Origin of the sequence: Maridesulfovibrio zosterae DSM 11974, assembly GCF_000425265.1 — a bacterium.
Classification (GTDB): Bacteria; Desulfobacterota; Desulfovibrionia; order Desulfovibrionales; family Desulfovibrionaceae; genus Maridesulfovibrio; species Maridesulfovibrio zosterae.
Window position 1 is genome coordinate 90727 of the sequence record NZ_KE384344.1, and the last position, 23284, is coordinate 114010.

At 39.6% G+C, this 23284-nt stretch carries 17 protein-coding genes; 6 read left to right on the plus strand and 11 right to left on the minus strand.

From position 1 onward, the window contains the following. Nucleotides 1-176 precede the first annotated feature (176 nt). Entirely contained in the window at nucleotides 177-665 is a 489-nt protein-coding gene (locus H589_RS0118335) for a GNAT family N-acetyltransferase (RefSeq protein ID WP_027723376.1), read from the plus strand. A gap of 27 nt (nucleotides 666-692) precedes the next feature. Beyond that, on the plus strand, nucleotides 693-1256 hold the full coding sequence (locus tag H589_RS0118340) for a GrpB family protein (protein WP_027723377.1): 564 nt from the start codon (nucleotides 693-695) through the stop codon (nucleotides 1254-1256). A 23-nt stretch (nucleotides 1257-1279) separates the two neighbouring features. Here H589_RS0118340 and H589_RS0118345 read toward each other — a convergent pair whose 3' ends face one another. Then, nucleotides 1280-1924 carry an RluA family pseudouridine synthase gene (locus H589_RS0118345; RefSeq protein ID WP_027723378.1) on the minus strand — a complete coding sequence of 215 codons (645 nt, stop codon included), beginning with the start codon at nucleotides 1922-1924 and terminating at the stop codon, nucleotides 1280-1282. A 593-nt stretch (nucleotides 1925-2517) separates the two neighbouring features. Between H589_RS0118345 and H589_RS0118350 the strand changes: the two genes are divergently transcribed. Further along, entirely contained in the window at nucleotides 2518-2850 is a 333-nt protein-coding gene (locus tag H589_RS0118350) for a NirD/YgiW/YdeI family stress tolerance protein (RefSeq protein WP_027723379.1), read from the plus strand. Between the two features lie 160 nt (nucleotides 2851-3010). Here H589_RS0118350 and H589_RS0118355 read toward each other — a convergent pair whose 3' ends face one another. From H589_RS0118355 to H589_RS0118370, 4 genes are all read right to left on the minus strand, one after another. Beyond that, nucleotides 3011-5329, minus strand: a complete 2319-nt coding sequence (locus H589_RS0118355) for an ATP-binding protein (RefSeq protein ID WP_027723380.1) — start codon at nucleotides 5327-5329, stop codon at nucleotides 3011-3013. 34 nt (nucleotides 5330-5363) lie between these two features. Beyond that, nucleotides 5364-6371 carry a BMP family lipoprotein gene (locus H589_RS20140; RefSeq protein WP_035076724.1) on the minus strand — a complete coding sequence of 336 codons (1008 nt, stop codon included), beginning with the start codon at nucleotides 6369-6371 and terminating at the stop codon, nucleotides 5364-5366. A gap of 281 nt (nucleotides 6372-6652) precedes the next feature. Continuing rightward, nucleotides 6653-7603 (minus strand): DMT family transporter, encoded by a 951-nt coding sequence (locus H589_RS0118365; RefSeq protein ID WP_027723381.1) that lies wholly within the window; start codon nucleotides 7601-7603, stop codon nucleotides 6653-6655. 258 nt (nucleotides 7604-7861) lie between these two features. Then, nucleotides 7862-8677, minus strand: coding sequence for a helix-turn-helix domain-containing protein (locus H589_RS0118370; RefSeq protein ID WP_027723382.1), 816 nt, complete (start codon nucleotides 8675-8677; stop codon nucleotides 7862-7864). Nucleotides 8678-8982: 305 nt separating this feature from the next. Between H589_RS0118370 and H589_RS0118375 the strand changes: the two genes are divergently transcribed. Then, a complete protein-coding gene (locus H589_RS0118375; RefSeq protein WP_027723383.1) occupies nucleotides 8983-9294 on the plus strand; it encodes an MGMT family protein in 312 nt (103 codons plus the stop codon). 79 nt (nucleotides 9295-9373) lie between these two features. On the opposite strand, the gene H589_RS20595 is transcribed toward H589_RS0118375, so the two are convergent. Both H589_RS20595 and H589_RS0118385 read right to left on the minus strand, forming a co-directional pair. Next, entirely contained in the window at nucleotides 9374-11314 is a 1941-nt protein-coding gene (locus H589_RS20595; RefSeq protein ID WP_169433133.1) for a PAS domain-containing sensor histidine kinase, read from the minus strand. Nucleotides 11315-11453: 139 nt separating this feature from the next. Then, a complete protein-coding gene (locus H589_RS0118385) occupies nucleotides 11454-12617 on the minus strand; it encodes a substrate-binding domain-containing protein (protein WP_027723384.1) in 1164 nt (387 codons plus the stop codon). 377 nt (nucleotides 12618-12994) lie between these two features. Here H589_RS0118385 and H589_RS20150 point away from each other — a divergent pair, with 377 nt between their 5' ends. Further along, nucleotides 12995-14230, plus strand: coding sequence for a glycosyltransferase family 2 protein (locus H589_RS20150; protein ID WP_051249826.1), 1236 nt, complete (start codon nucleotides 12995-12997; stop codon nucleotides 14228-14230). Nucleotides 14231-14402: 172 nt separating this feature from the next. On the opposite strand, the gene H589_RS0118395 is transcribed toward H589_RS20150, so the two are convergent. From H589_RS0118395 to H589_RS20600, 4 genes are all read right to left on the minus strand, one after another. Further along, the gene (locus tag H589_RS0118395) at nucleotides 14403-15203 is read right to left on the minus strand and encodes a hypothetical protein (protein ID WP_027723385.1); all 801 of its coding nucleotides are present in this window, start codon (nucleotides 15201-15203) and stop codon (nucleotides 14403-14405) included. A 36-nt stretch (nucleotides 15204-15239) separates the two neighbouring features. Continuing rightward, on the minus strand, nucleotides 15240-16475 hold the full coding sequence (locus H589_RS0118400) for a beta-1,3-glucanase family protein (protein WP_027723386.1): 1236 nt from the start codon (nucleotides 16473-16475) through the stop codon (nucleotides 15240-15242). Nucleotides 16476-16592: 117 nt separating this feature from the next. After that, complete coding sequence (locus H589_RS0118405) at nucleotides 16593-18668, minus strand: amidohydrolase (protein ID WP_027723387.1); 2076 nt, start codon at nucleotides 18666-18668, stop codon at nucleotides 16593-16595. A gap of 207 nt (nucleotides 18669-18875) precedes the next feature. Continuing rightward, nucleotides 18876-21005 (minus strand): mechanosensitive ion channel family protein, encoded by a 2130-nt coding sequence (locus H589_RS20600; protein WP_051249827.1) that lies wholly within the window; start codon nucleotides 21003-21005, stop codon nucleotides 18876-18878. 378 nt (nucleotides 21006-21383) lie between these two features. Here H589_RS20600 and H589_RS0118415 point away from each other — a divergent pair, with 378 nt between their 5' ends. Further along, nucleotides 21384-22874, plus strand: a complete 1491-nt coding sequence (locus H589_RS0118415; protein WP_027723388.1) for a S41 family peptidase — start codon at nucleotides 21384-21386, stop codon at nucleotides 22872-22874. The last annotated feature ends 410 nt before the right edge of the window (nucleotides 22875-23284 follow it).

Consider the following 23284-nt stretch of genomic DNA (forward strand, 5'->3'; position numbering starts at 1 on the left):
ATAATATAAATAATAGAAGTTGAGCGCAGTACCTACCAATGCATTCAGTTTCAGAGTTAAAATAGAGATGGCTGCCTGATTTAATCAGGCAGCCATCTTGTTTTTGTAGACATCTATGACAGGATTTATCAGAATTAATTTATGCTTGAATTGGATAAATGCTTGGAGAATAAGAAATGAGAGACGCTGAGAGAATTGATTTATCTCGTATCGTAGAAATATATAATGCTGCGGTCCCGACCCGTTTTGCGACAGCAGATACTGATAAAGTGAGCGTTGAGGAAAAACGGGAGTGGTTTGAAAAACATGTTCCCGGTAAAAGACCTCTTTTAGTTCATGAGGAAGGCGGTCAAATTATCGGCTGGTTAAGTTTTGAATCTTTTTATGGGCGACCTGCTTATGATTATACAGCTGAAATAAGTATTTATATTGATCCTGCTCACTGTTCAAATGGAGTAGGTACAAGACTTATGCAGGAAGCAATAGAGCTGACTCCTAAACTTGGACTTAAAACAGTCGTTGGTTATATTTTTTCGCATAATGAATTGAGCATTGGGTTGTTCAAAAAATTTGGATTTGAAGAATGGGGCAGGCTGCCATATATCGCAGAAATGGATGGCGAAGAGTATAGCCTTTCAATACTGGGCAGGCGGATAGTTCCTTAAAAATCTTTATAAGGCATTAGTCGATTTATGATAAATGAGACTCTTCACGAAAAAATAAAGCGTGTAACAGCAGAATCTGTTGAAATTGAGGCTTATAATCCATGCTGGGTCAATCTTTTTGAACATGAAAAACAACATATCTATGAATGTATGCCTGAAGACTTAATCATCCGGATTGAACATTTCGGGTCTACTGCTGTACCAGGTCTTGCAGCTAAATCCATAGTTGATATGGTTATTGAAATTTACGATGAAGAGCTGGGTAGAATCATTATTCCAAAAGTCCTAGAGCCGCAGGGATATGATTGTTTCTGGCGGCCATTAGGCAATGAGAATGTACCTCCATATTTTACATGGTGTATTAAACGTGATGGACGCGGATCAAGGACACATCATTTGCATTTTGTGAAGGCTGGTTTCAAGAATAATGAATTACGATTTCGGGATATACTCAGGTCAAATCAGGCTATTGCAGCCGAATATGGAGCATTAAAAATAAGGCTTTCACAAGAGTATTCGAAAGACCGCATAAAATATACTCAGGCCAAAGGTGATTTTATTTGCGGTGTTTTGAATGCAGAAAACAAATAAAGATGCTGTTTTAAGGGTATAGTTTAGAACAGCGGTGGAATATCAAACTCCATGACCTCATTGGTTTTAGGATGTGTAAATGATAAGTAGCGTGCATGCAGTTTAAGCTGTCCCGGGGCTGTTCCTGAACCATACAGCCTGTCTCCAACAATAGGATATCCTAACCCTTGAGGATGTGCCGAGTGAACTCTCAGCTGATGGGTTCGGCCTGTATGTGGTGTGAATTCTATTCTGGTTAGTCCGTTTTCAATACCCAGCTTACGCCAGTGGGTAATACCAAGTTTTCCATGTATCGGATCATAGACCTGATACGGGCGATTAAATGGATCAAGACGGAAAGCCATCTCGATAACTCCTTCGTCTTCTTTTACAATACCCTCAAGTAATGCTTCGTAACGTTTCTTAACAAGTCTTTTTTGGAACTGATCCACTAATTCGCGCACAGCTCTGGCTGTAAGTCCTAGTACCAGCAGGCCGGATGTATCCATATCGAGTCTATGAACAGTGGGGAATTTTCGGCACTCAGGGAACATTTGTTGCACTCTGGTCACAACACAATCCTGATTTTCTGGGCCGCGTCCGGGTACAGATAGAAGTCCGCTGGGCTTGTTGACAACGACAATCTTGCGGTCAGCATATATTATATCGAGAAGTTCTGAGCTGTTCATAGATAAGAAGTGATTTTTGATGTTAATTTTTATTATCAGTCTTTATGATAGGTAAAAGTCTTTAACTTAAATAAGTTTAGATATAAAGAAATATCTTTGTGAATGAAATAACAGAATTGTAAGTCCGTATAATAGTGTTTTTATCGTCTTTAATTCATAAAAAAGAATATTTTTATGAATTTTATTCGTGATTTTTGATGTAATTTGAAATTTGAGTTTTATTCATACTAAATTGGTATTGAATAATTGCTTATAATGTGCGGTTGGACATTAAATAGTCTGAAAAATAGTAACACGAAACAGTAGGTAGTTATGCGTCTGAGCTGGTCAGAGTATGTGAAAAAAATATTTATAAGTAATTAGAGTAGTTAAATACTAGATTGTAATAAATTTCACAATCTACCTCTTTTTTTGATTGCATAATCAAATGAAGCTGGATATTAACTGATTAACGGATCAACACAAACTTCGAGATATAAATTCGGGGAAAGTTAGTAGCCGAAAGTTTTTAGTCAGGAATCAAAAGATAATTTATAATATTTTTTAAAATTTTACTTCCATTCTAAATGGAACAGGTAGCAGAGATGAAAAAAATGAGTGTTCTTTTTTTATTACTACTCGTGATTGTGGCTGCAGCAGCAACTTCTGAAACTATTGATTTTAAATCCAACGATGTAACAACCGTTGCCGAAGCAAGAGTTTCCGGGGCAGATACAAAGGCTGTCGTTAAAGGTCATATCGTAAGAAAGATCAACGACAATAAATACGTATTTCAGGACAAGACTGGCGAAATCATTATTGACCTCAGCCCTAAAGCGGGATCCCTCCCTGCTGATACTACTGCTGAGATTGAGATTGAAGGCCGGGTCGAGCAGGACCTCGTTTTCGCCGGAATCGAAGCCCAGAAAATATCCGTCCTTAACTAGTACGGACCTCACAGGAATTACCATTCCACCCTCAGAAAGGTCGTAAATCAGACTTCTTGAAACTGAATTGTCAGCAGTTATCAGGGCCGCGTCAGATGATGCGGCCTTTCTGTTTTTAAGAGAGTCATATACGGCAATTGATATTGAATTCTAGAGAAGTCTAATTAATTTCCATGATTGTTGATAGCAGTTTATCTTTTGATATCGGCTTGGTTAAGAATGAGTCACAGCCAGCAGCAAGAATTTTTTCCTTAGCTTCAGTTAACGCATGAGCTGTAAGAGCTACAATTATACAAGGATCGAAGAACTTATCTTTTTCCCATTCCCTGATTCTGCGCGTACATTCATAGCCATCCATAATAGGCATCTCAATGTCCATGAAGATTATATCAAAATGTAAATTCTGAACTTTTTTGAAGCCTTCTTCTCCATTATGGGCAATGCTCAGATTATGAGGCAGATCTTTTAAAAACATTTTAATCAGCATGCAATTTGCCTTATTGTCTTCAATCAGGAGTATATTAAGTGACCGGACTTTAAGCGTTTTGTCGTATATTTTATTGTCCGGAGTCTCCTTTGAGCTGTCTGTGCTGTTAAAGACTTCTTTCGCACAACTCTCAAGATTGAGCATATTTAGCGGACACAATTGTACACAGCCTTTAAAGTTATCAATATAGTCATGTCCTACTGTTGTCAGCAATACTATAAGTTCTTCCGGGACATTCAAACTTACTAACGATGACACTGTCTGCTGCCAGGACCATCCGTGAATTGAATCCTTGATAAGATAAAGGTCATACGGAGAGCCTTGTTTTATGCTGCCACCAATCAAAGATCTAGCGACATCTATGTTTTCTGCTTTATCAACTGTTTTTACCCGTGTCTTCAATCTGGTGGCAAGTGACAGTCTTGAGTAATCTTGATCGTTAATGAGTAGAATTGATTTATTTTTGAGTGTGGATTTATTATCAAAGTTATTCTGAACTATTGTAAATGGAATTTCCATATACACGGTAGTACCGAATCCTTTTTGACTTTCAATCCATATTTTGCCTTGCATAGCCTCACAAAGTGATCTGCAGATAGAAAGTCCCAATCCTGTGCCACCATATTTTCTGGTTGTGGAGGAGTCGGCTTGCGTGAATTGATCGAATATAGCCTCAACCTTGTCTTCAGGGATTCCTATCCCGCTGTCTTTAACCTCAAAGTGAACAAATATTTGATTTTCAGAATTCTGGCTTGCAGTCTTATTGATTGAAGTCTCAACGACTACAAATCCTCGTTCTGTAAATTTAATGGCATTTCCAATGAGATTTACAAATATCTGTTGAAGTCTTGATGGGTCGCCTGATACTTGCGTTGGAACATCGCTGTTGATGGTGTATGCCAATTCAAGCCCCTTGCTGTGCCCTGCATGAGCTGTAACTTTAAATGCTTTACCTATAATGTGGTCTAGATCGATTGTTTTATTTTCAAAAGCAAATTTGCCAGACTCTATTTTACTAAGATCAAGAATTTCATTTATTAGATGTAGTAAAGCATCTCCTGATTCCTGCAATATTCCAACTATTCTTAGCTGTTCTCTATCAAGGCCAGATTCAGCCAGTATGCTTGCCATGCCGAGAATAGCATTCATCGGAGTTCTTATCTCGTGACTCATTGCTGCTAAAAATTGGGATTTTGCAATAGTTCCTTTTGCGGCCTCAACGGCCATGGCTTCTGATTTTGCAATGGCTTTAACTAACTGCTCATTAGCTGCTTCCAATTCAAATGTCCGCTCTTGCACATTCACTTCAAGGTGTTTGTATAGGCTTTGCAATTTTTTGCTCATATGGTTGAAATTCAGGGCAAGTATCCCGATTTCATCCATCCTTTCTCCTATATCAACTGTTACAAACTCTCGGCGGGCAATTTTTCGAGTACTGTTTGCAAGAAGTCGTATCGGAGAAATAAGAATACGCTGGAAGAAGGCATCAAGAACTATAATGGTGCAAAGCATGCACGCACTGAACAGAATAATCAGGCTTATAGTTTTGTCCCTGATTTCTTTTTTTACTTTTTCAAGCTTAATGCCGATCTCAACTCGCCCAATATTCTCATTATCGACAACGATCGGATGTGAGACGATCATGATATTGTCAGAGTATGTAGGTCTGTTTTTTACCGTATGTACTTTGGAAAATATATTTCCAGACTGAAGAAGTGAGGTGCCTCCTTGATCAAATACTTCACAAAAAGCTACTTGGGGTGACTGTTCTATCGATAAAGCAAGGTCTTCCACTAAGAAGAAACTGAACCGGGGAAGATATTCCGCACATGATCTTGCTGCAAGAGCTGCAATTGCATTTCCATTCTCGTAGAGGTTGCTTTTCAACAATCTTTTTTGAGTTTCTACGATATAGTACCCAAGAATAAAAAAGAATATAATAAGAACTATGCCGGTCCCTAATGATATTTTTAACCGTAAACTGTTTTTCATATGGATTAATTGTATATTTTAAATTCAGTGATTATTATTTTAGTGAATTATGTGATGGGGTGTCTGTTTTTAAATCAATTGTGATTTTCCCATTGATAATCTTATTTTTTATGATGCTTATGTTGTTTAATATTTGATCAGATATTTTATCACGGGTGTATTTCATCTTACTTAATCCGACACCGTTCTCTTTTAGTCCGTAAAAAGATGGACCTGCATTAAAGCGATTTTTCATCAGGGCTTTAAGCTCTTCATAACAGGCCATATCAAGTTTTTTTATCATGCTTGTCAGCACAAATCCTTTGGCCAGAGAATCTTGATCAGAGTCAACACCTATAGCATATTTTCCGTTACGCCGTGCTGCTTCAATTACACCGTTACCTGTCAGGCCTGCTACTGTGAAAATAATATCTGCTCCGTCAGCGTACTGATTCATAGCAATTGCATTCCCTTTATCCGGTGCGTTAAAACCGGAAAAATCTCCAATAGGAGAGACGTAAGAAATTTCAATGTCTATATCAGGAACTGCGAACTTGGCCCCTTGTACATATCCTTTCTGAAACTTTAAGACAGGAGGTACAGGTGTCCCGCCGATGAATCCTATTTTCCCAGTCTTACTCATGTAAGCAGCAAGTGCTCCTGCCAGAAAGGAGCCTTCCTCCTGCTTAAATTCTACTGAAGAAACATTTGGTATTTTATTAAGCGGTATCTCAAGAAGAATAAATTTCTTTTCAGGAAATTTAGGTGCGAGAGTCTTTACAAGTTGAGCATGTTGTATACCTATCAAGATAACTGCATCACATTGTTTTATCAGCTTTAGAAAATCTTTTTCAGTGGTTTCGCCATTCTTTTCAGGTTCAAGAATAATTAGTTTAAATTTGAATTCTTGCTGGGCTTTTCTCACTCCACCGTAACTCATGTCGTTGTATGACAGGTCGCCCAGACCTGGTGACCCCGTGACAAATCCCACAGTCAGCGGCGAAGCGTAGGCTGTACCAGCAAGAATGACGGTTATCAGAATTGCAGAAATATATTTTTTCATTATCCACTCTAACTTTAGTGATATTAATTTAATAATTGGGACTGTCAATTTTGAAATAGTGAGAACCAAACCCGTTACTTTTAATTAAATATCATTAGATGTTCAAAACCAAAAGCCTTGTCTTTAGAGATAAATTATCTATCAGAGTATAATAAAAGATTGGATAATAGGTTAAATGCGTGAAAAGTTATTCAACCTGAATATAGTAGAAATGAAAAAGCCTTTAAACATGGGTGTTTAAAGGCTATATGTTTTACTGTAATATACGGTAGTTTATCTTTCTAGTCGAAGCGGGGTTTTTTCCGTAAAAAAGATAGTGGATTAGTTTTGATGTTGATTTTGTCACCACGCTGGGCCAATCCGACCCCCGCAAAGATGATTCCCGAGGCAATTATTTGAGTGAAAGTCAGAGTCTCATCCAGTATAGCCCATCCAAAAAAAGCAGCAATTGCCGGTACCAGGTTAATGAATGCAGAAGCTTTTCCTGCCGGAAGTCTGCTCATTCCAACATTATACAACCCAAATGCTCCGAGGGTTACAAATGCTCCGAGGTAACCAGCTATAGCCAGCGTATGCATGGGATCTGCACCGATTCCATCACGGATTAAAAGATATAGCCCCGGAAGAAAGAATACGCACCCAGCAGCATTTTGAACTGCAGTAAGTGTCCATGGGCCATAGCTGGCAGAGAGTCTTTTAACCAGAAGCATATATCCTGCAGCGCAGCACATAGCTAAAAGTTCAAGAAAATTACCTAAAGCTGGATTATTTGCATTTGCCGAAGGATTTCCGCTCATAGTCAGTGCTGCAACTCCAAGCATTGAAAGAGCAAGTCCAGCCCAGCCTGCAATTGTTGTCCTTTCTTTAAAAAAAATACCTGCGCCAACTGCGACCATAAGAGGTAATGATGCTGAGATTAGTCCTGCCTGAGTAGCGGATGTGTATGTTAGAGCATATGATTCAAATAAAAAATACAGGCATGGCATAAAGAAAGCCATAAGAGCCAGAGCCTTGCGGTCTTTTCCACCTCTTATAGGTGAATACATTTTTGCGGTGAATGGGGTTAGAATTAATGTCGCTATGCCTGTGCGTATCCACATTACCGCCCATGGATTAAGGAAGTTGACAAGATACTTCATAGCGGCAAATGCACTCCCCCAGAGCAATACAGCTCCTAGAATTGCCGCAATAGGTATAAGGGTTGAAGATGTCTTTGAGCTTTCGTTAATCATATTTTCACCTTTAGGGGCATGGTTATGAAACTATTGAATATGTGTCTTGGAAAATATTGCTGTCTGCCTTTGGACAAGTAGATAAGTATTCAACAAAAATATCACTAGAGCTGGATTGTATAAGTATATTCTCTGCTGTTATTAAAATATTCAATCGACAGGCTGGTTCTGATGGTATTTAACGATGGCTAATGTCAGGAATAATAACTAACTGGTGGTAAAAATTAGTATATCAAGATTTGATACATGATCCTTTCGCTAGATATTTGTATATTGAGATGGAGTTGCCCCAGTGTATTTGCGGAATGTATTAGTAAAATGGCTTTGATCTGAGAATCCACTTTGAAGTGCTGTTTCTGCAAAAGAAAGTCCAGAGCGCAAAAGTCTTTTAGCATGTTCGAGACGTTGCTGAAGGTGATAGCTGTGTGGTGGCAGACCAGTATTTTTACGAAATACTCTTAGTAGATGGTATCGTGATAATCCAGCCACCTTTGAAAGTTCGTCCAGTGAAATCTTGCTTGATAGATTTTCATTTAAGTACTCTCGAGCCTGCTTAACGGCTGCTGGTTCGTTTGTTCGCGGTACTTTTGAGGTTGTATCGCAGTGCCTTGTCAGTAAGGCTGCGGCAGCTCTTGCCAGAGCTGTATCAAGGGCCAGTTGGCTGCTTTGACCGGAAACAACTTGTCCAAGCTGGATCAGAGTTCCGGTAGTCAGTTTGTCTTCAATCACTACAGAACTGAATTCTGGAAGTCCGTCTTTTTCTGCTAAATCTTGAAGTGCTTTTTTTATGAGCGGATTTTCAAAGCTGAATACACGATAAGTGATTTCAGTTTCTGAATTTGTAAGAACACCGGAGTGGACAAGTCCGGGATTAAATAACGCAATTTCTCCGCCGCGAACGAATGAACTGCCTGCGCCAGGGCGCCGACAATAGCACCCACCTGACTCCATTACTCCTACAGAGTGAAATCCGTGGGTGTGGTTGGGGAAAGAGTGGTTGGAATTAATAACTTCCTGAATCTCAAGACCTTCAATTTCTTTGGGCCTGAGATATCTTATTTGGCCTTTGCTCATAATATTCACCGCTAAAAAAGATTCGCATATAGACTATTGCAATGCAAGCTATCTGTATACGTTTATGCGGTCTTGTAAAAAATTGCTGTATTATAAATTCGGCATGCAAATATGCTGAATATGTTTTTTATTTTGTAAAGGGCTCTACCTAATATATGCGGTTGAACTTTATCATTTTATGTATAAATAATTCTTGAGCATGGAAGTTAAGACGGGTGTGTTTATTTTGTGATGTCAGCATTGTTTACATCATTTGATGTCATTTCGTTTTAAAATTTAAAAAACTTATCTAACAAAAATTAATGATGGCAAAGCAAATATTTACTGCACAGGTTATTGAGGTTGTACGTGCAATCCCAAAAGGGAAAGTTGCAACGTATGGTGGAATTGCTGCATTGGCAGGTAATTCTCGTGGAGCACGGCAGGTGGTAAGAGTTCTGCATATTTATTCCGCAAAGGAGAATTTACCGTGGCAGAGAGTAGTTAATCGTGAGGGCTGTATTTCTTTAAAACCTGGACATGGATACGAGGAACAGAAGGAGCTTCTGGATCAAGAGGGCATTGAATTTGATCTTTCAAATCGTATTGATTTGGAGAAATATCTGTGGATTCCGTAAGAGCGATATGAATATCCCAGGTCGATAGTTATGACTGAAGTGTTAAATTATCCTGCTACATAACTATGAGCGGTCATTTTTATTTTGTATCTGATTTCTTATGATCATCTGTCGCTTCTATCGGCAGTTGAATTGTAAATATTGCTCCTGATTCTGGATTATTTCCAACTTCAATTGTTCCACTATGTTTGTTGACAACAATGTCATAGCAAATACTAAGGCCTTGTCCCGTTCCCTGCCCGACAGGCTTAGTCGTGTAGAATGGATCAAATATACGATCACGAATTTCTTCTGGAACTCCGTCTCCTGTATCTGCTACGGAGATTATGACAAAGTCGTCTTTTGATACTGTCGAAATATCAATTTTTCCCAATTCTTTTTCTTTATTATTTGAGTCTTGGATAGATTGAATCGCATTGATCATTAAGTTTAAGAAAACTTGCTGTATTTCACTTGCGCAGCACAGTATAAGGGGAATGTCGGGCGCAAAGTGAGTTTCAACGGTAGCCACTTCTTTGTATGAATTATGTGTAATTGTAATGACTGCGTCTAAAATTTTATTAATGTCATCAAATGATTTTTGGTTATTTCCTGGATGAGAAAAAGCTTTCATTGATTGGACTATTTTTGTGATATATCGCATTCCATCTTGAGATTGACTGATGGCTGAAGGAAGTTCTTCAAAAATATACAGGATCTCCTCGTTAGAGCATGCTTCTGTGAAGGCATCTGTTGCCTGTGATTTGGGTGAGGATTCAGCTAAATTTCGGGCAGCTTCAAATACATAGCGTATAGATGATATTGAATCGTTAATAAAAATTAAATTGTCACCAACATATTGAGCTGGCGTATTTATTACATGGGCCATACCAGCTGCCAGATGACCAATGGAAGCTAATCGGCCTGTCTGTATGGCCTCTTGTTGGCTCTTTATGAGATCGGCCTGAATTTCTTTTAATTTTGTTATATCAATAACAGAACCAACAGCCCACCATGCCTTATTTCTCCATAATTTTCCTACATGGACTAGTGTTGTAAGTTCTTTTCCATCTTTGTGGAGCGCAACCATTTCTTGCATTTTGTCCAGAACGGGGCCTTTTCCTGTTTTGCTAAAGTGGGCTAATCCTTTGGATGCAGTTTCTTGATATTTCTTTGGCACAAGCATCGTGTGCAGTTTCTTACCAATAAATTCCTCTTTTATATATCCAAACATAGTCTGTGCTGCTGGATTAACAAATTGTATAGTGTCTTTGTCGTCAATAAGGAAAACTGCACTTTGCACTGCATCAGTGATTGCTCTTTGCATCGCTTCACTTTGGGATAGTGATTGCTGTGCTAGTACAAGTTGCCGTCTATTTTCGATTAAAAGTTCGACGGAACGAGCCATTTCAGCAATTTCATCCTCTCCATATACAGGCACCATAGTCGAGACAGGTATGTTAACAGGATTACGTAGGTATTTACTTACAGTCTTTAAACGTGTGACAATATATTTCTCAAAGAAAAAATGTGATAGTAACCATGCCAACATTAAGCACGAAATCAACTGAAAAAATACCAACTTGCTGTTGTTTTGCGTTACCCTCGCAAGCCTTTCTATATTGGAACGATAATTTTGTGTAGATGATTTAGAAATACTGCTAGCAGCTGTGTGAATGGTATCCACCTGCTGATGAAGAATGTTCTGAAATTTATTCAAGATACTCTTGTGGGATTTTAATTCTTTTTTCTGTAGCTTCTGCGTGCGTAGAGATGTTACTATATACGCTGAGTTTCTTAGTTTTTGGCAGGACTGATGCAATGTCAGAATATCAGTATTATGAGCGAGCCTACTTAGTTTCGATGTGAGCCGGTCTAATTCAACAATATGCGGCATCAAACGTTGATAAGCATTTTCAACTTCATTAATAGAATCACCTGAAATAATGTGAGATTCAAGAGCAATAAGCGATACTTGTTGCACTAAATTCTGGGAATCTTGTAATTGTTCAAGCTGTTCTTCAGCAAGAATACGAGCCATTGAAGACGATTCGAGTAAGGATAATATCGATGTTACTCCACCAATTAAGATGAGCAAAGATAGACTTAAGATTCCAATAAAAAACTGTCTTTGTAGTGTTTTGGGAAAAAACGATCGTAGGTTTATGAATTTCATTCTTTTACCTTTTCCAAATCGTTTTATAAATGTCCTTATAACCGTTGTCAGGGTCAAAAAGGAACTGTGATCCTCCATCTGAAAGTGCATTATCAGTAGTAACCAAATGTGGCGGGGCTATATATCCGGTTACATTTTCACCGCTCATGAGTCTATTTAATTCATCGACTATCTGCCATCCTTGCATATTTAGTGGTTCTGCAACAGTATGGGTTTGGAGAGTTCCTGTTTGAATTCGCAAAAAAGCAGCATTGCTGCCATCTCCAGCAGAAAGAAAGTTTAACTTGTCCGATTTTGTCTCATCTACAATAAGTGTTGGTACAGCATAATCGAAGTAAATGTCGTTGATAGCAAGGGTGCATGTCCACCTATCTCCGTACTTGGTGAGTAAAGTCTTCACAACATCTGGAACTGTTTCTGAGCTGTTTGAAATGGCTACATCTACAATTTCCAATAACTCGCAACTGGGATAAGATTTTATAATGTCTGCCATAATGTTCGCTTTTTTCATGGCAATAGCAAAATTAGAATCAGTAAAAATAACGACGCCCGCTTTGCCATGTGAAGAAGTGATTGCTGCAAGTGCCGTTATCTTGGCGACTTCTGCCGGATCAGTTGATATATTCATGACTATCGGTCCTTCAAGAAGACGACCTGCTACGGGGCTTACATGCCAGCCTACGACGGGTATTTCTCTAGAATATGCCTGCTGTAGACCAGAACTGACTGCGTTTGCATCTGCCCCAATCAGAGCAATGCCATCCGGATTACTTGCCAGGGCGTCTGCGAAAGCTTTTTTGCGTCCCTGTGGTGTCCCTTCTGCATCATATACTTGCACTCGCCATTTAATAACGGACGCAGCTTCCTGAACTCCTTGTGCAACATGAAGTATGCCTCCATTTTTCAAGTCTTCACAAATGATGGCTATATATTGATCATGCTTTCCGGAGGGGCCCGATAAAGGACCATTCCACTCAGGTGAAGAGGAGCTTGCAGCCTTGACAACATGAAGCATGTCTTCAAATGTCATCCGTTTATTATCAGTTGCAGAGCCTGCTTTAGACTCAGCTGCCATGACCATTGCCACGCTGTTTGTTATGGCAGACAGGACAACTAGTATTACAAGAATACTCAATATCTTCGAAGAGCAGCTATTTTTTCTGGCCATTTGTACAGCTCCTTTTTTTATGGTGATTCTTCTTTCAATACATGCTGATAGAAAAAAAGTGAAGATCTGTTACATAAATACTCTGAAGTCACCTAGAGTTCCGATAGTTACAGTATATCCTTTGTCGGTGGCGATGCGAAAATTATTGAGAAGGTATAGTAATATAGTTACCGAATCATTTTCCATTTCCATACGTTTAAAACGTAATTGGCTTGGTGTGAAATAGACCGTTAGAATCATTTCTTGTGGATTAACGGTCTATCTTAAGAATGTGGCAGGATCAGTCCTTGTAAAGTGTAATTAAGTCAGTCTATGAATACTCTATATAAAGTATTTGTTGTCTATCCTTGTTATCCAAATTTTTACTGAGTCTCACAATGAAGAAGCCTTATCTTTCAATTATCATCCCCGTTCTTAATTTATGGAAACTGACCAGCGATTGTCTTGGAAGTATCCGAGATCATACTAATGGAAGTTTTTATGAAGTTATTGTTGTCGATAATGGATCAACAGATCAAACGAATATGGAGTGCTCCAGATTAGGGCGTAATCTTTTTGGTGATAATTTTCATTATATACGGCTTGAAAAAAATATTAATTTCGGTCCAGCCTGCAATTTAGGGGCTAAAAAAGCGAATGGATCAATGTTGTTTTTTTTAAACAACGATACCTTGCTGACCGATGGTTGGTTTGTTTCTTTATTTGAGGTCTTTAGAAATGATCCAAAGGTTATGGCCTGCAGCCCTCTTTGTCTGTTTCCTGAGAATAAAAGGATTCAATCGCTTGGAGTTGGTTTTGATGGCGGCCTTAATGTCCGTCATCCATATTTCTTATTTCCGGGAAATCATCCTGTAATACTTAAAAATCGTAAATTGCAGGCTTTAAGTGCGGCCGCCTTGATGATCCCGGCTTTTGTCTTTGATAATCTAGAAGGTTTTTTTTCGGAGTATGTAAATGGATTTGAAGATTTAGACCTTTGTTGTCGAATGCGTAAGTCTGGCGGTGTACTTATTCAGGAGAACAGAAGTGTTATCTATCATCTATCCAGTCAGACTCCTGGACGAAACCTGGCAGACAGTAATAATATCAAGTTGATTAATGAGCGTTGCGGAGGGTGGTTTCGTCCTGATTTACATAAAATGGCTATGGAGGATGGTTACTATTGTGAGCTTACTTCATGTCTTGAAATGATAGTTCGTGATCATGATACATCCAGATTGGCGGAATTAGAACATTTGCGGGCAGGGGATGAAGTTGCAGCTGCACTGACTGAATATCCGTTGTGGGAAAACGGTTATGATAAGCTTGCAGATATCTATGATGCTGACAGCCGGATGGAGCAGATGGCTGAGATACTTTTTTATGGCTCATATTTGTTCCCAACTATAGAACGGCTGCGCAGGTTATATGAAATTGCAGAGAAATTGGGCCACGCTGTGTATACTCGCCACGCTGAGCGCAAGATAAAAAGTATTATGAATTTTGATTCACTTTCTACTTCATTAAACACTCAAGCTCAGAAAGTATTATCGTGGGCAATGGATAACAGAGATACTGAATTGATCAGGATATATAAGAATTGGATTACAGAATATGGGGAAAAGATCGTATAAATATTTGGTGCTTATTTAATATTTCTTGCAACAAAGAGGTCTGCAAAACAGAACTATATCATATTGTTAAGTATCTCTACCAATTTACAATATTATGTTTTTTGAGCCTATGTACAATAAGATCCTGTGATAAATATAGCTATATTTATCACAGGATCTTATTATAACAATACTATTCGCGTCTGAAATAAAACTTACGCATGCATAGTAAGGCTAATGTCATAATCAGGAAGATTGTAAGTTCATAACTGAGGGTGGTTCCGGGATTCACTGTACAACCTGTACCCCCTGAAGATGAACTTCCAAGCGCTACGGGGTCAGTAATATTTCCCAAAGTTGAATCTTCATCGTATTCGCCATTATCTTTGATAACAAAATGAATATAATAATGCTCGCCTTTAGTCAGTTGATCGGTAAGAGTTTTGTGGTTTCCTGCTAGATCTGTAATCCACCATACCCCGTCAGAGTATTGAGGCCCACCTGAAGCATATGTCTTATATTTAGCAGAAGATCCGTTGGAGTAGAATTTCATGAATGTCAGCCCGTTAACAGGTCCGGTAGGTATGGCATTGGTATCGATCATGAAAGTTCCATATGATCCTTGGGGTGTTATTGTAGCATTAAATGAACATATGGAAGTGTGAGTCGTAAAATTATTTAAGCCATATTGTGAATTAATTTCAACTGGGGTTAATTGCTTTGGTACAAAATCAGAGACTTTTATTGTTACACCAGCGTCCTGTGTTGGACTTGGCAGGACAGCAGATTGACCTTCGGTATCTATACCAACCTCAAGGTAGGCATTGGGCTGGTCAACCCTGTTGAAATTGATAAGTGTTGCTCCATTACGGTCTTGTAGACCGAATCCATAGGCTCCTGTTATTCCATTTAACCCTGCCGCATAGATATGATAATTCTCATCGCTTCCGGGTTGTGCCTTTTGGTAAGTATACCCCCTACCAGCCGGAGACAAAGGTACACTATAAATTGTACCATCACCTGCAACACCTCAATACCATTCAACGCTGGTCATATTTCCTATAACTAGGTTGTTGCCATATGTGGCATTAAATTTAACATCGCTTCCCGGAAATCCCCAGCTTAATCCGGCTAATAAATCTCCAACAACCCATCCATAAAAGTCATTTTCAATTCCGGTTGTCGTTGTGCTTCCATATTTATAAGGAGGGTTGTTACCGTATATTCCAGTTGCGGCATTAAGAGCATTAAAGGTAATACTGATATCAACTTCTCCTACTCCATCTCCCTTGTTCGCACCTACTCCGGTAGCAGATCCGTTTCCAGATCCGCTTTGGGCCTTCATGGTAGCATCTCCATTAGCATCAAACGTTACTAAATAATCATAGCTTTGAGTCTGATTCCGAGCTGAGTTGGCGGCGCTTCCGCCATTGGCATTTGCAGGCTGTCCTCCGACTCCTCCGAAAAGACCACTTATTTTTACCGGTTTGTTGCCATGAGCTGGATCTGTAGCTTGATACAAAGTTGTTTTAAGGTAATGAGTCCAGTCATTAAACTTACCGTACATGTCAGATGAAGTAGGGGATAGTACTCTTGTAAACGTACTGCTTGGCAGTCTATCTGAAGAAGACGGTTGAACTGTAGAGTATGCACTTTTAGCCGTTTTACCCAGTATATCTGTTAGTGTCTCGCTGGTAACTGTTGTCAGTAATGGATTATTGCTTACGCTGGTTGTCGCGTTTTGAACCGTGAGGGACAATGCAATTGAAGCAAAATCGATGTATGTAAGATTCGTGTTGATGACAGGAGTTGCAATGCTATTTGTGCTGTTTCCAAGTCTGATGTCGAGTTCCATGAGCTGAAATCGTATGCCTAAATTGGCATCATTTGAAGAAGGTTCAGTTGATGGCTGTGTGCAGCCGAATGTTTTCATTTCGGAGTTATAGGAAATGAAAATTCTACCGGATTTGAATTGATTTATCATAACAGCAGGAACCCCTGCGGGGACACCTGTCGCTATAGACGTACTTCCTGTGATTTCAGCCATTGTGAATGATTGAGTGGTATCTAATGATAAATTCGTGCCGCTTGGGCCATTATATGTACCGATAATAGAGCTTAAGCTGTCGATGCAGTTATAGAATGTGACGTAAACATTGGCCGGTTTAAGATTCTCACGTAATTTAAAGACAATAGGTATGTCCGCGGAGTAAGCAAAATTGGGGACGCATATAAACATTAAAAGAAACCACTGTAGGATTTTCATAACTATCTCCTTTAATGTTTATTGCAGAGGAACGTTTTTTTGGGATAAATTAATAAACTTATTGAAGTGGGTCAATATGCCTTAGATTATTTGATAGGTTAGAAGAGTTTTTTTAGTTTAATCTCTAAGAATTGGGGATTCTTGTTTCATATATACAATCTTTCCATCGCAGATAGTTGTTTCTATTTCCAAGTTGAAGGACTCCTTTTCGAGTTCTTTTATATTTCCAGAAAAGAGCACTATATCAGCTAGCATACCGGCTTTGATTTCTCCTTTTATATTCTGGCAATACTCGGAAAAAGCTGCACCGGAAGTATACGCTGCAACAGCTTCTTCTAATGTTAAAGATTGGTTTCTGGCTCCTTCATACCAGGGCTTACGAGTCACTGCATGGCTGATCCCAGCTCTAGAATCGCAGGAAACTATGGGCCAGTCACTGCCGAAAACAAGTGTTGCATCGTCCACTAAGGCTTCTTTCCATGCAAAGGCTGTGTTCCAGTCTGACTTCGGGACCAGAGTGTGCCACATGGTCATCGGAGGTCTTTCATGCAGGGGTTGCATGGAGGCAATCACATCCAGTTTGCCGAATCTTGGTAAATCGTCCTGACTGCAGGTCTCAATATGCTCCACACGGTGGGGAATACTATAGCCCCTTTCTTTATCAATATTTTTATTTATTTCACGTGTTTTGGAAATTGAATCAAGCATGGACTTAACCGAGCCGTTTCCTATTGAATGGGCCGCAACCTGAATTCCAAGTCTGTCAGCAAAAGCCAGAAGCTTGTCTAGATCTTCCTGATTGAATTCCGGGATGCCCTGCGATGGTGTTTTATCGAGGCGGTAGGCGGTATCTTTTTCAATAACTCCATCCATAAAAACTTTTAGTGTGTCCAGTCTGACTTTAGCATGATAGCCTATATGTTCTGGCATGCTGCTTTTTCGGTGGGGATTCTTTCTTTTCGTATGATGCTCTATATGTTTTTTAAAAATAATGTCTGTTAAATTACGGGAGACTTTTAGTAACTTGTCCATCACGGGATGATTTTCGCCATGTCCGCCTTTAACAGCCATTCTTTTTACTTTTTCATGTCTATCGGTACCAGCATCTTTGAGTAATTCCAAAATACTGTCATGCAATTGTGCTGCGGTTATCTCTTTGTTACGTGCCTTGATGAGAAGGTCTCGTGCGGTGTAACCTATGAAGATATCTTGCAGCATATTGTGATCTGCAACAGAAGAAAATGAAGAGCTTACACGTATAGGCAAACGTCCTTGCTGCTCCAGTTCAAGGAGTAAAAGCAGAAATGATAAATCTTCTGCCGGCTGAGACAAAGCCATACGATGTACACCGGTGATTCCATGTTCTGCTAGCTGATTGCATACGTTTTCTAAATCGGAAAGCTGTTGCTCAACAGAACTGGGATATTTGGCATGCAGGGGGCCTTCAAGGAAAGAGTAAACATCAGGCTCCCTGAATTCTCCTGTGGGAATCCCATCAGAATCAACAATAATTTTTTGTTCCAACCCAAGCTCTTCAATCAGGTGTGGGTATGGGGGCATTTTGTGCAGTAGGTCAGCCTCTTCTAGAGCTTTTGTATTGGCCCATGCAGTATGCATGTCGTGGGCAAAAACAAGAAGGGGCTTGTCATCAACTATTTTATCAAGTGTCTGTCGACATGTCTCGGCAGGGATTATGGGGTCATCAAAATAGTGAAGTCCGAAGACATATAGAATTGGTAAGCTTGAATTCTCTTTAGCATAATCAGTCAGGCATTTTTTAAAATCAGTCGCTGTTGACACATCTTCAATCGTTAAAGTCCCTAGCCGTTGCATAGCGACATCTAAGTGCAGATGGGAATCAACAAAACCGGGTGATACAGAATTGCCTTTCACATCCAGAATCTTGGTTGCAGAACCTGTAACTTGATTAATTTCATCAGCTGAACCTACTCTGGTAATAATGTTTCCTACAACGGCAATATTCGCATTACTTCCATCATTTAAAAGTGCATTTTTAATGACCAGATCAGCCTCTGCATTCGGATCATATTCACATTCAGGCTCTATGCAATAATTAACATCCGGATCAATTTCTTCGAGTTTTAAATCTCTTTTCTCCACCCCCAGTAATTCAGGGTAGTTTCTTGTCAGAGTATGAAGCAATGCTGTTTCCGATCTTTTAGGGCAATTCATTTTGTACTCCTCTAGATTTCAGGTTACCATATTATGGACTTTACTTCAAAGACAAGGGCGGAAGCTGCGAGCTTTAATGTAATCAAGAAATGGGCTGATTTTGCAAAATAGCAGTGTCAGACATTTAATTATTTTTAATAAATTTAAATAGTTCCCAAAAAAACGCCCTCAGAAAATATTTTCTGAGGGCGTTTGAGTAATATCTTGTTAATTTTTTGTTTTTATAGGTCTGATGGCGTCGGCATAATTGCGGGCCTCGTTTATCGCATGGACATCCGACTGGAATTCCGGGGAGGCATCCGGGGTGTCCCTTCTCAGATGAACCGTGGTGGCAGGGAAGGCTATTTTTATTTTGAGTTCCTCGGCAAGACGCAATGCGTCCACAATGAATTCATGTCTTACCACGAGTTCTTTGGCCCAGTCTTCAGTTTTAAAAAAGATGTAGACCATGATGTTGATGGATGATGGACCGAAGTCATTGACCACAATATGAAAATCACTTTTCCTCGTATTGGGATGATTCATGACCAGCTGTTTTAAACCCTGCACATATCCGTTGAGGTTTTCGGCAGGAGTTTCATAGTCCACACCTATAGTAGTCGTGTATCTACGCCATTCTCTGCGTCCCATGTTGTCCACAGGAGTAGTGATGAATTTAGCGTTGGGGATGATCAGTTCGGAATTGTAAAATGTACGGAGGGATGTTGATCTGACACCTACTTTTTCTACTGTTCCGTCATGCCCGAGGAAACTTATCCAGTCTCCAACCGCAAATGGACGGGTGGTCATAATGACCATTGTTCCGAATATGTTTTCCAGAGTATCCTTGCCAGCCAGTGCTATTGCCAGTCCTCCAATTCCCATTGCCGCAACGATTCTTGTGGAATCCTGACCGAACAGTTGTGCGATATGGGCAAGCCCCATGAGGATGACGATCAGTTTGAATATCTGGGCAATGATAAGCATCATCGTGCCCTTGATGCTTGCTCCACCAGTTGCGGTTATAACATCGCAAGACAGGTTGGTGGTTATGGAAATGATCCAGATAGTTGAGAGGGTGCCTATAATTTTGACTCCGTAAAGGGAGAAAATCATTAAATCCTTATATAATATAAGTATTCCGACCATGGCTAGCCATGAGTATCCCATAGCCATAATTTGAACAGGGAGGATGAACTTGCGGCGATTTAGCGGGATGATTCCTTCAGGAAGTTTCTTTTCAACGGAGGTAAGGACGCCATTTAAAAGGTATGAAATTATCTTTACGGCAAAAGGTGTCAGCAGGAATAAGGCAAATAAGGCTATCCATTTATAAATGTTAGTATTCAGGTATTTGACCATAAGTTGTGGGTAGTTGCGCTGAAAAAAATCGTCGATGACGATATGCATCGGTAACTGCCTGCCGGCAAACGGATTAGTCCCTTCCTGTAGAAGCTCCTGTATTGTGCTGTCGTAACATGTCTGGACTACTTGCAGGCTGTGCGGAGTGAACTTCCATGCCTTACGTCCGTTTTCAAGAGTTACAACATGCATGGTTATTGAGCCTATCTCCGGTATGACCATGAACACTGGGGCATATTGACTGTCAGGAGAAGCGGAGAGTTCTTCAAGATGTAAGGGAGAGCAACTGTTGATAATCCTATACAGCATTACAGCCAGAATGGGGCCGTATACAGGTTTTTCAAGCACAGTGAAGTTGCTCATATCTAGAGCACTTACAGCGGCTTCCAGCTTATCATAGTTCTTTCCGTCAACCCCATATTTTAAAGTAAAAAAAGTACGATAGGGGGACATGAGGCTTTGTACAAAAGTGTCCCCCTCCATTTTTTCAGAGGTGAATTTGGCGTATTTATACTGTAGTTTTTTGACTAAGTTAATAAATGTTGGGTTTCTAAATAGAGTTTTAGAAAAATGCCAGCCCGCAGCACCTTTTTTCATCATAATATCAAGTGGCTGTCCTTCGTAGGAAAAGTGTAAATCAACTTGATCTCCCTGAGTGGTATCCGGGATATCTTCATCAATGTCATAGTTTATGTTTTCAAGTATTAGAAAGATATCTCGTGCTTTTTTGACTGCTTCGGATTTGTTGTCATCTGCCATGTCTTCCGGGGAGGAAACGACCTTTGTCAGGCAGTTGAATCCTGTATAATCATCTCGGTTGTAGTTGCGGACACTGTGCAGGAATGATCGTACGGCATTGCGAGGTGTTGAAAGGTCGCACGAGTTGTCGGTACTTAACAGTTCTATTTTGTTTTCTAGTACTGGGGTATTATCTGTAATCAAGAATAAACCGAGCAGAATTCCAGCCAGTAAGGCAATGGACCAATATATTTTCATTGTGCGATTCCAGTTGAAGATTATGTTAATATTTTGATGCCATTTATTGTCAATCATAGATACTAATAATTAATGGACCATGCTTCAAAGGAATTAGCAAACTTTCTCAGAGATAAAAATCGAAAAAGAACATTAATCAAATATCAAAGTATTTTTTCGAAAAGCGGCGGAGCCGGAGGGGGTTGAAACCTAGGGCTCAGTGTGATAAAATATAAAGGTTTATAATAATTGAATACTACCGCAGGGTTCTCTATTTGTCCTCACTTCAACTAGATTCACCAAATTAACAGTTGTTCATTTTTTTAGATTACATATATTATATAGTCCTTAAGCAAAGATTATGATATGTTAAAATATTTACCTAAAATTGGATCATTAATGCCAGCTACTTCTATAAATCCTTTTTTCCTAAGAAAATGTTTTGTAATTTTATTTGCATGGTTGTCGGTCTTCCTGCTGAGCGGAAATACTGGTTGCGGGGTTGATCCGACGACGCGGACTTTTAAAGTTGCTGATGTTGAAGATTTCAGCCAGATGGGCTGGCTGGACGCCTATGATGCATTTCATGCGCTGATGCAAAAGCAGTATGCTTTTGGTGATTGGAAAAGGGTAGATTGGAGTGCGCTTAATAATCGTATACGGCCTAAAGTTATTATTGCTGAATCCGCTGCGGCTGGAGACGACTATATAACAGCCATTCTTGAATACACACGATCTATACCGGATGGGCATATCTCTTGGAACAATTCCATATTTGGTATTATTGAACCAAATATTAAAGGAAGTTACGGTCTTGGAATGATCGGTCTTGATAACGGCAAGGTTATTGCGAATGTTATAACCGTAGGCGGACCGGCCGCAACCGCATTAATCGATGTCGGGTCTGAAATTTTGGAATGGAATGACGTGGCAATTGCAACGGCAGCAGCACAGGTTTCAACTTTGTGGCGTCCCAATCCTGCTTCTATAGCAACAAATGAACTTAAGTTGCTTGAACAGTACAGAGCACTCGCGCTTGATCCTGTAGGTACTAATAGTAAGGTCAAATACTTAAAATCCGACGGATCGGGACCATTCACAGTTACTTTAACTGCGGTAGACGACAATAGGCAAATTCAGACTGATACTGGGCTATGGAATAAAGTTGATGATGCGAATCCGATTAAGCGCGAAATCCTTGCCAGTGGATATGGTTACATTATGCTTGGCACGTTGGAGAGTGATGATATTTCTCAGGATCAACTTTTCAATAAATTTAAAGAGGCCATGGAGTTTTTGACCAACAATAACGTTCCGGGAATTATCATTGATCTTCGGGGAAATGGCGGTGGTTCTGATGAACTGGCCGCTAAAATTGCAGGCTTTTTTTATTCCGAAAAAACTTTTTATGAATACCAGAACTTGTATAATGCTCAAACTGAGCGACTTGAAATAGTTCTTCCCAGTGCAGATGATTCGTATATCATTGGTTGGAACCTTCCTTTGAACATTACCCCGCAATCTCTAAAGTATACCGGTCCGGTTGTTGCCATTGTTAACCCCGACAGCGTAAGTTCTGCTGAAGGAGTCGCAATGGCTATTAAAAACTTGGTTAATGGGCATGTGGTTGGTTTTTATGGAACAAATGGATCCTTCGGTATGACAGGGGGAGGCGCAAAACTTCCGCTTGGTTATCAAATAAGTTTTCCCAACGGACAATCCCTTAATATAAAGAAGGAAATTCAGTTGGACAGTCAGAACGGTATTGGTGGAATAGTGCCAGATGTTCGTGTTCCGCGAACATCTGCAAATATGATAACGTATGCTAAGAAAAACGAAAATGACGATGTTGAATTAAATGCTGCAGTTGCATATCTGCAATCTTTGTAATTTTAAGGGACTAGAATTCTTGGTTTAGACTGTCACAACTAGTTAATATCAATATTCCTGTAATTGCGTATGCCATTTTTTCGTGTTCTATTATTGCGGGGCAGTTGATTCATTATAAACACCTAAATGTCGTTGAGTCTTTCCCTCTCTATATACGTACTTGCCGATGATCAAAGCTAATCATAGTTTTGTATATGCAATATTCTTTTTAGCTTTTTAAAGATTAATCAAACATGCAAAACTTTCGCGTTTGTAGCTAGCCTCGTTTGAGGCTGGCTTTTTTGTAAGTTAAGTACGTATCTTACTTAGCTTGATGTTGAGGAAGGTGTAAATATCTGAGAAAGTAAATAGTGGTGACGTTATTCCTTGTTGTTGAGGTCTTCACCAGAGGCGTAACGAAAGAAACAATC

Bases quoted from the DNA above. Each gene is read 5' to 3' on its own strand.
- H589_RS0118345 (WP_027723378.1), bottom strand. From the start codon at position 1,924: ATGAACAGCTCAGAACTTCTCGATATAATATATGCTGACCGCAAGATT.
- H589_RS0118355 (WP_027723380.1), bottom strand. From the start codon at position 5,329: ATGAAAAACAGTTTACGGTTAAAAATATCATTAGGGACCGGCATAGTT.
- H589_RS0118365 (WP_027723381.1), bottom strand. From the start codon at position 7,603: ATGATTAACGAAAGCTCAAAGACATCTTCAACCCTTATACCTATTGCG.
- H589_RS20140 (WP_035076724.1), bottom strand. From the start codon at position 6,371: ATGAAAAAATATATTTCTGCAATTCTGATAACCGTCATTCTTGCTGGT.
- H589_RS0118375 (WP_027723383.1), top strand. From the start codon at position 8,983: ATGGCAAAGCAAATATTTACTGCACAGGTTATTGAGGTTGTACGTGCA.
- H589_RS0118400 (WP_027723386.1), bottom strand. From the start codon at position 16,475: ATGAAAATCCTACAGTGGTTTCTTTTAATGTTTATATGCGTCCCCAAT.
- H589_RS20595 (WP_169433133.1), bottom strand. From the start codon at position 11,314: ATGGCTCGTATTCTTGCTGAAGAACAGCTTGAACAATTACAAGATTCC.
- H589_RS0118405 (WP_027723387.1), bottom strand. From the start codon at position 18,668: ATGAATTGCCCTAAAAGATCGGAAACAGCATTGCTTCATACTCTGACA.
- H589_RS0118350 (WP_027723379.1), top strand. From the start codon at position 2,518: ATGAGTGTTCTTTTTTTATTACTACTCGTGATTGTGGCTGCAGCAGCA.
- H589_RS0118370 (WP_027723382.1), bottom strand. From the start codon at position 8,677: ATGAGCAAAGGCCAAATAAGATATCTCAGGCCCAAAGAAATTGAAGGT.
- H589_RS20600 (WP_051249827.1), bottom strand. From the start codon at position 21,005: ATGAAAATATATTGGTCCATTGCCTTACTGGCTGGAATTCTGCTCGGT.
- H589_RS0118340 (WP_027723377.1), top strand. From the start codon at position 693: ATGATAAATGAGACTCTTCACGAAAAAATAAAGCGTGTAACAGCAGAA.
- H589_RS0118385 (WP_027723384.1), bottom strand. From the start codon at position 12,617: ATGGCCAGAAAAAATAGCTGCTCTTCGAAGATATTGAGTATTCTTGTA.
- H589_RS20150 (WP_051249826.1), top strand. From the start codon at position 12,995: ATGAAGAAGCCTTATCTTTCAATTATCATCCCCGTTCTTAATTTATGG.
- H589_RS0118335 (WP_027723376.1), top strand. From the start codon at position 177: ATGAGAGACGCTGAGAGAATTGATTTATCTCGTATCGTAGAAATATAT.
- H589_RS0118415 (WP_027723388.1), top strand. From the start codon at position 21,384: ATGCCAGCTACTTCTATAAATCCTTTTTTCCTAAGAAAATGTTTTGTA.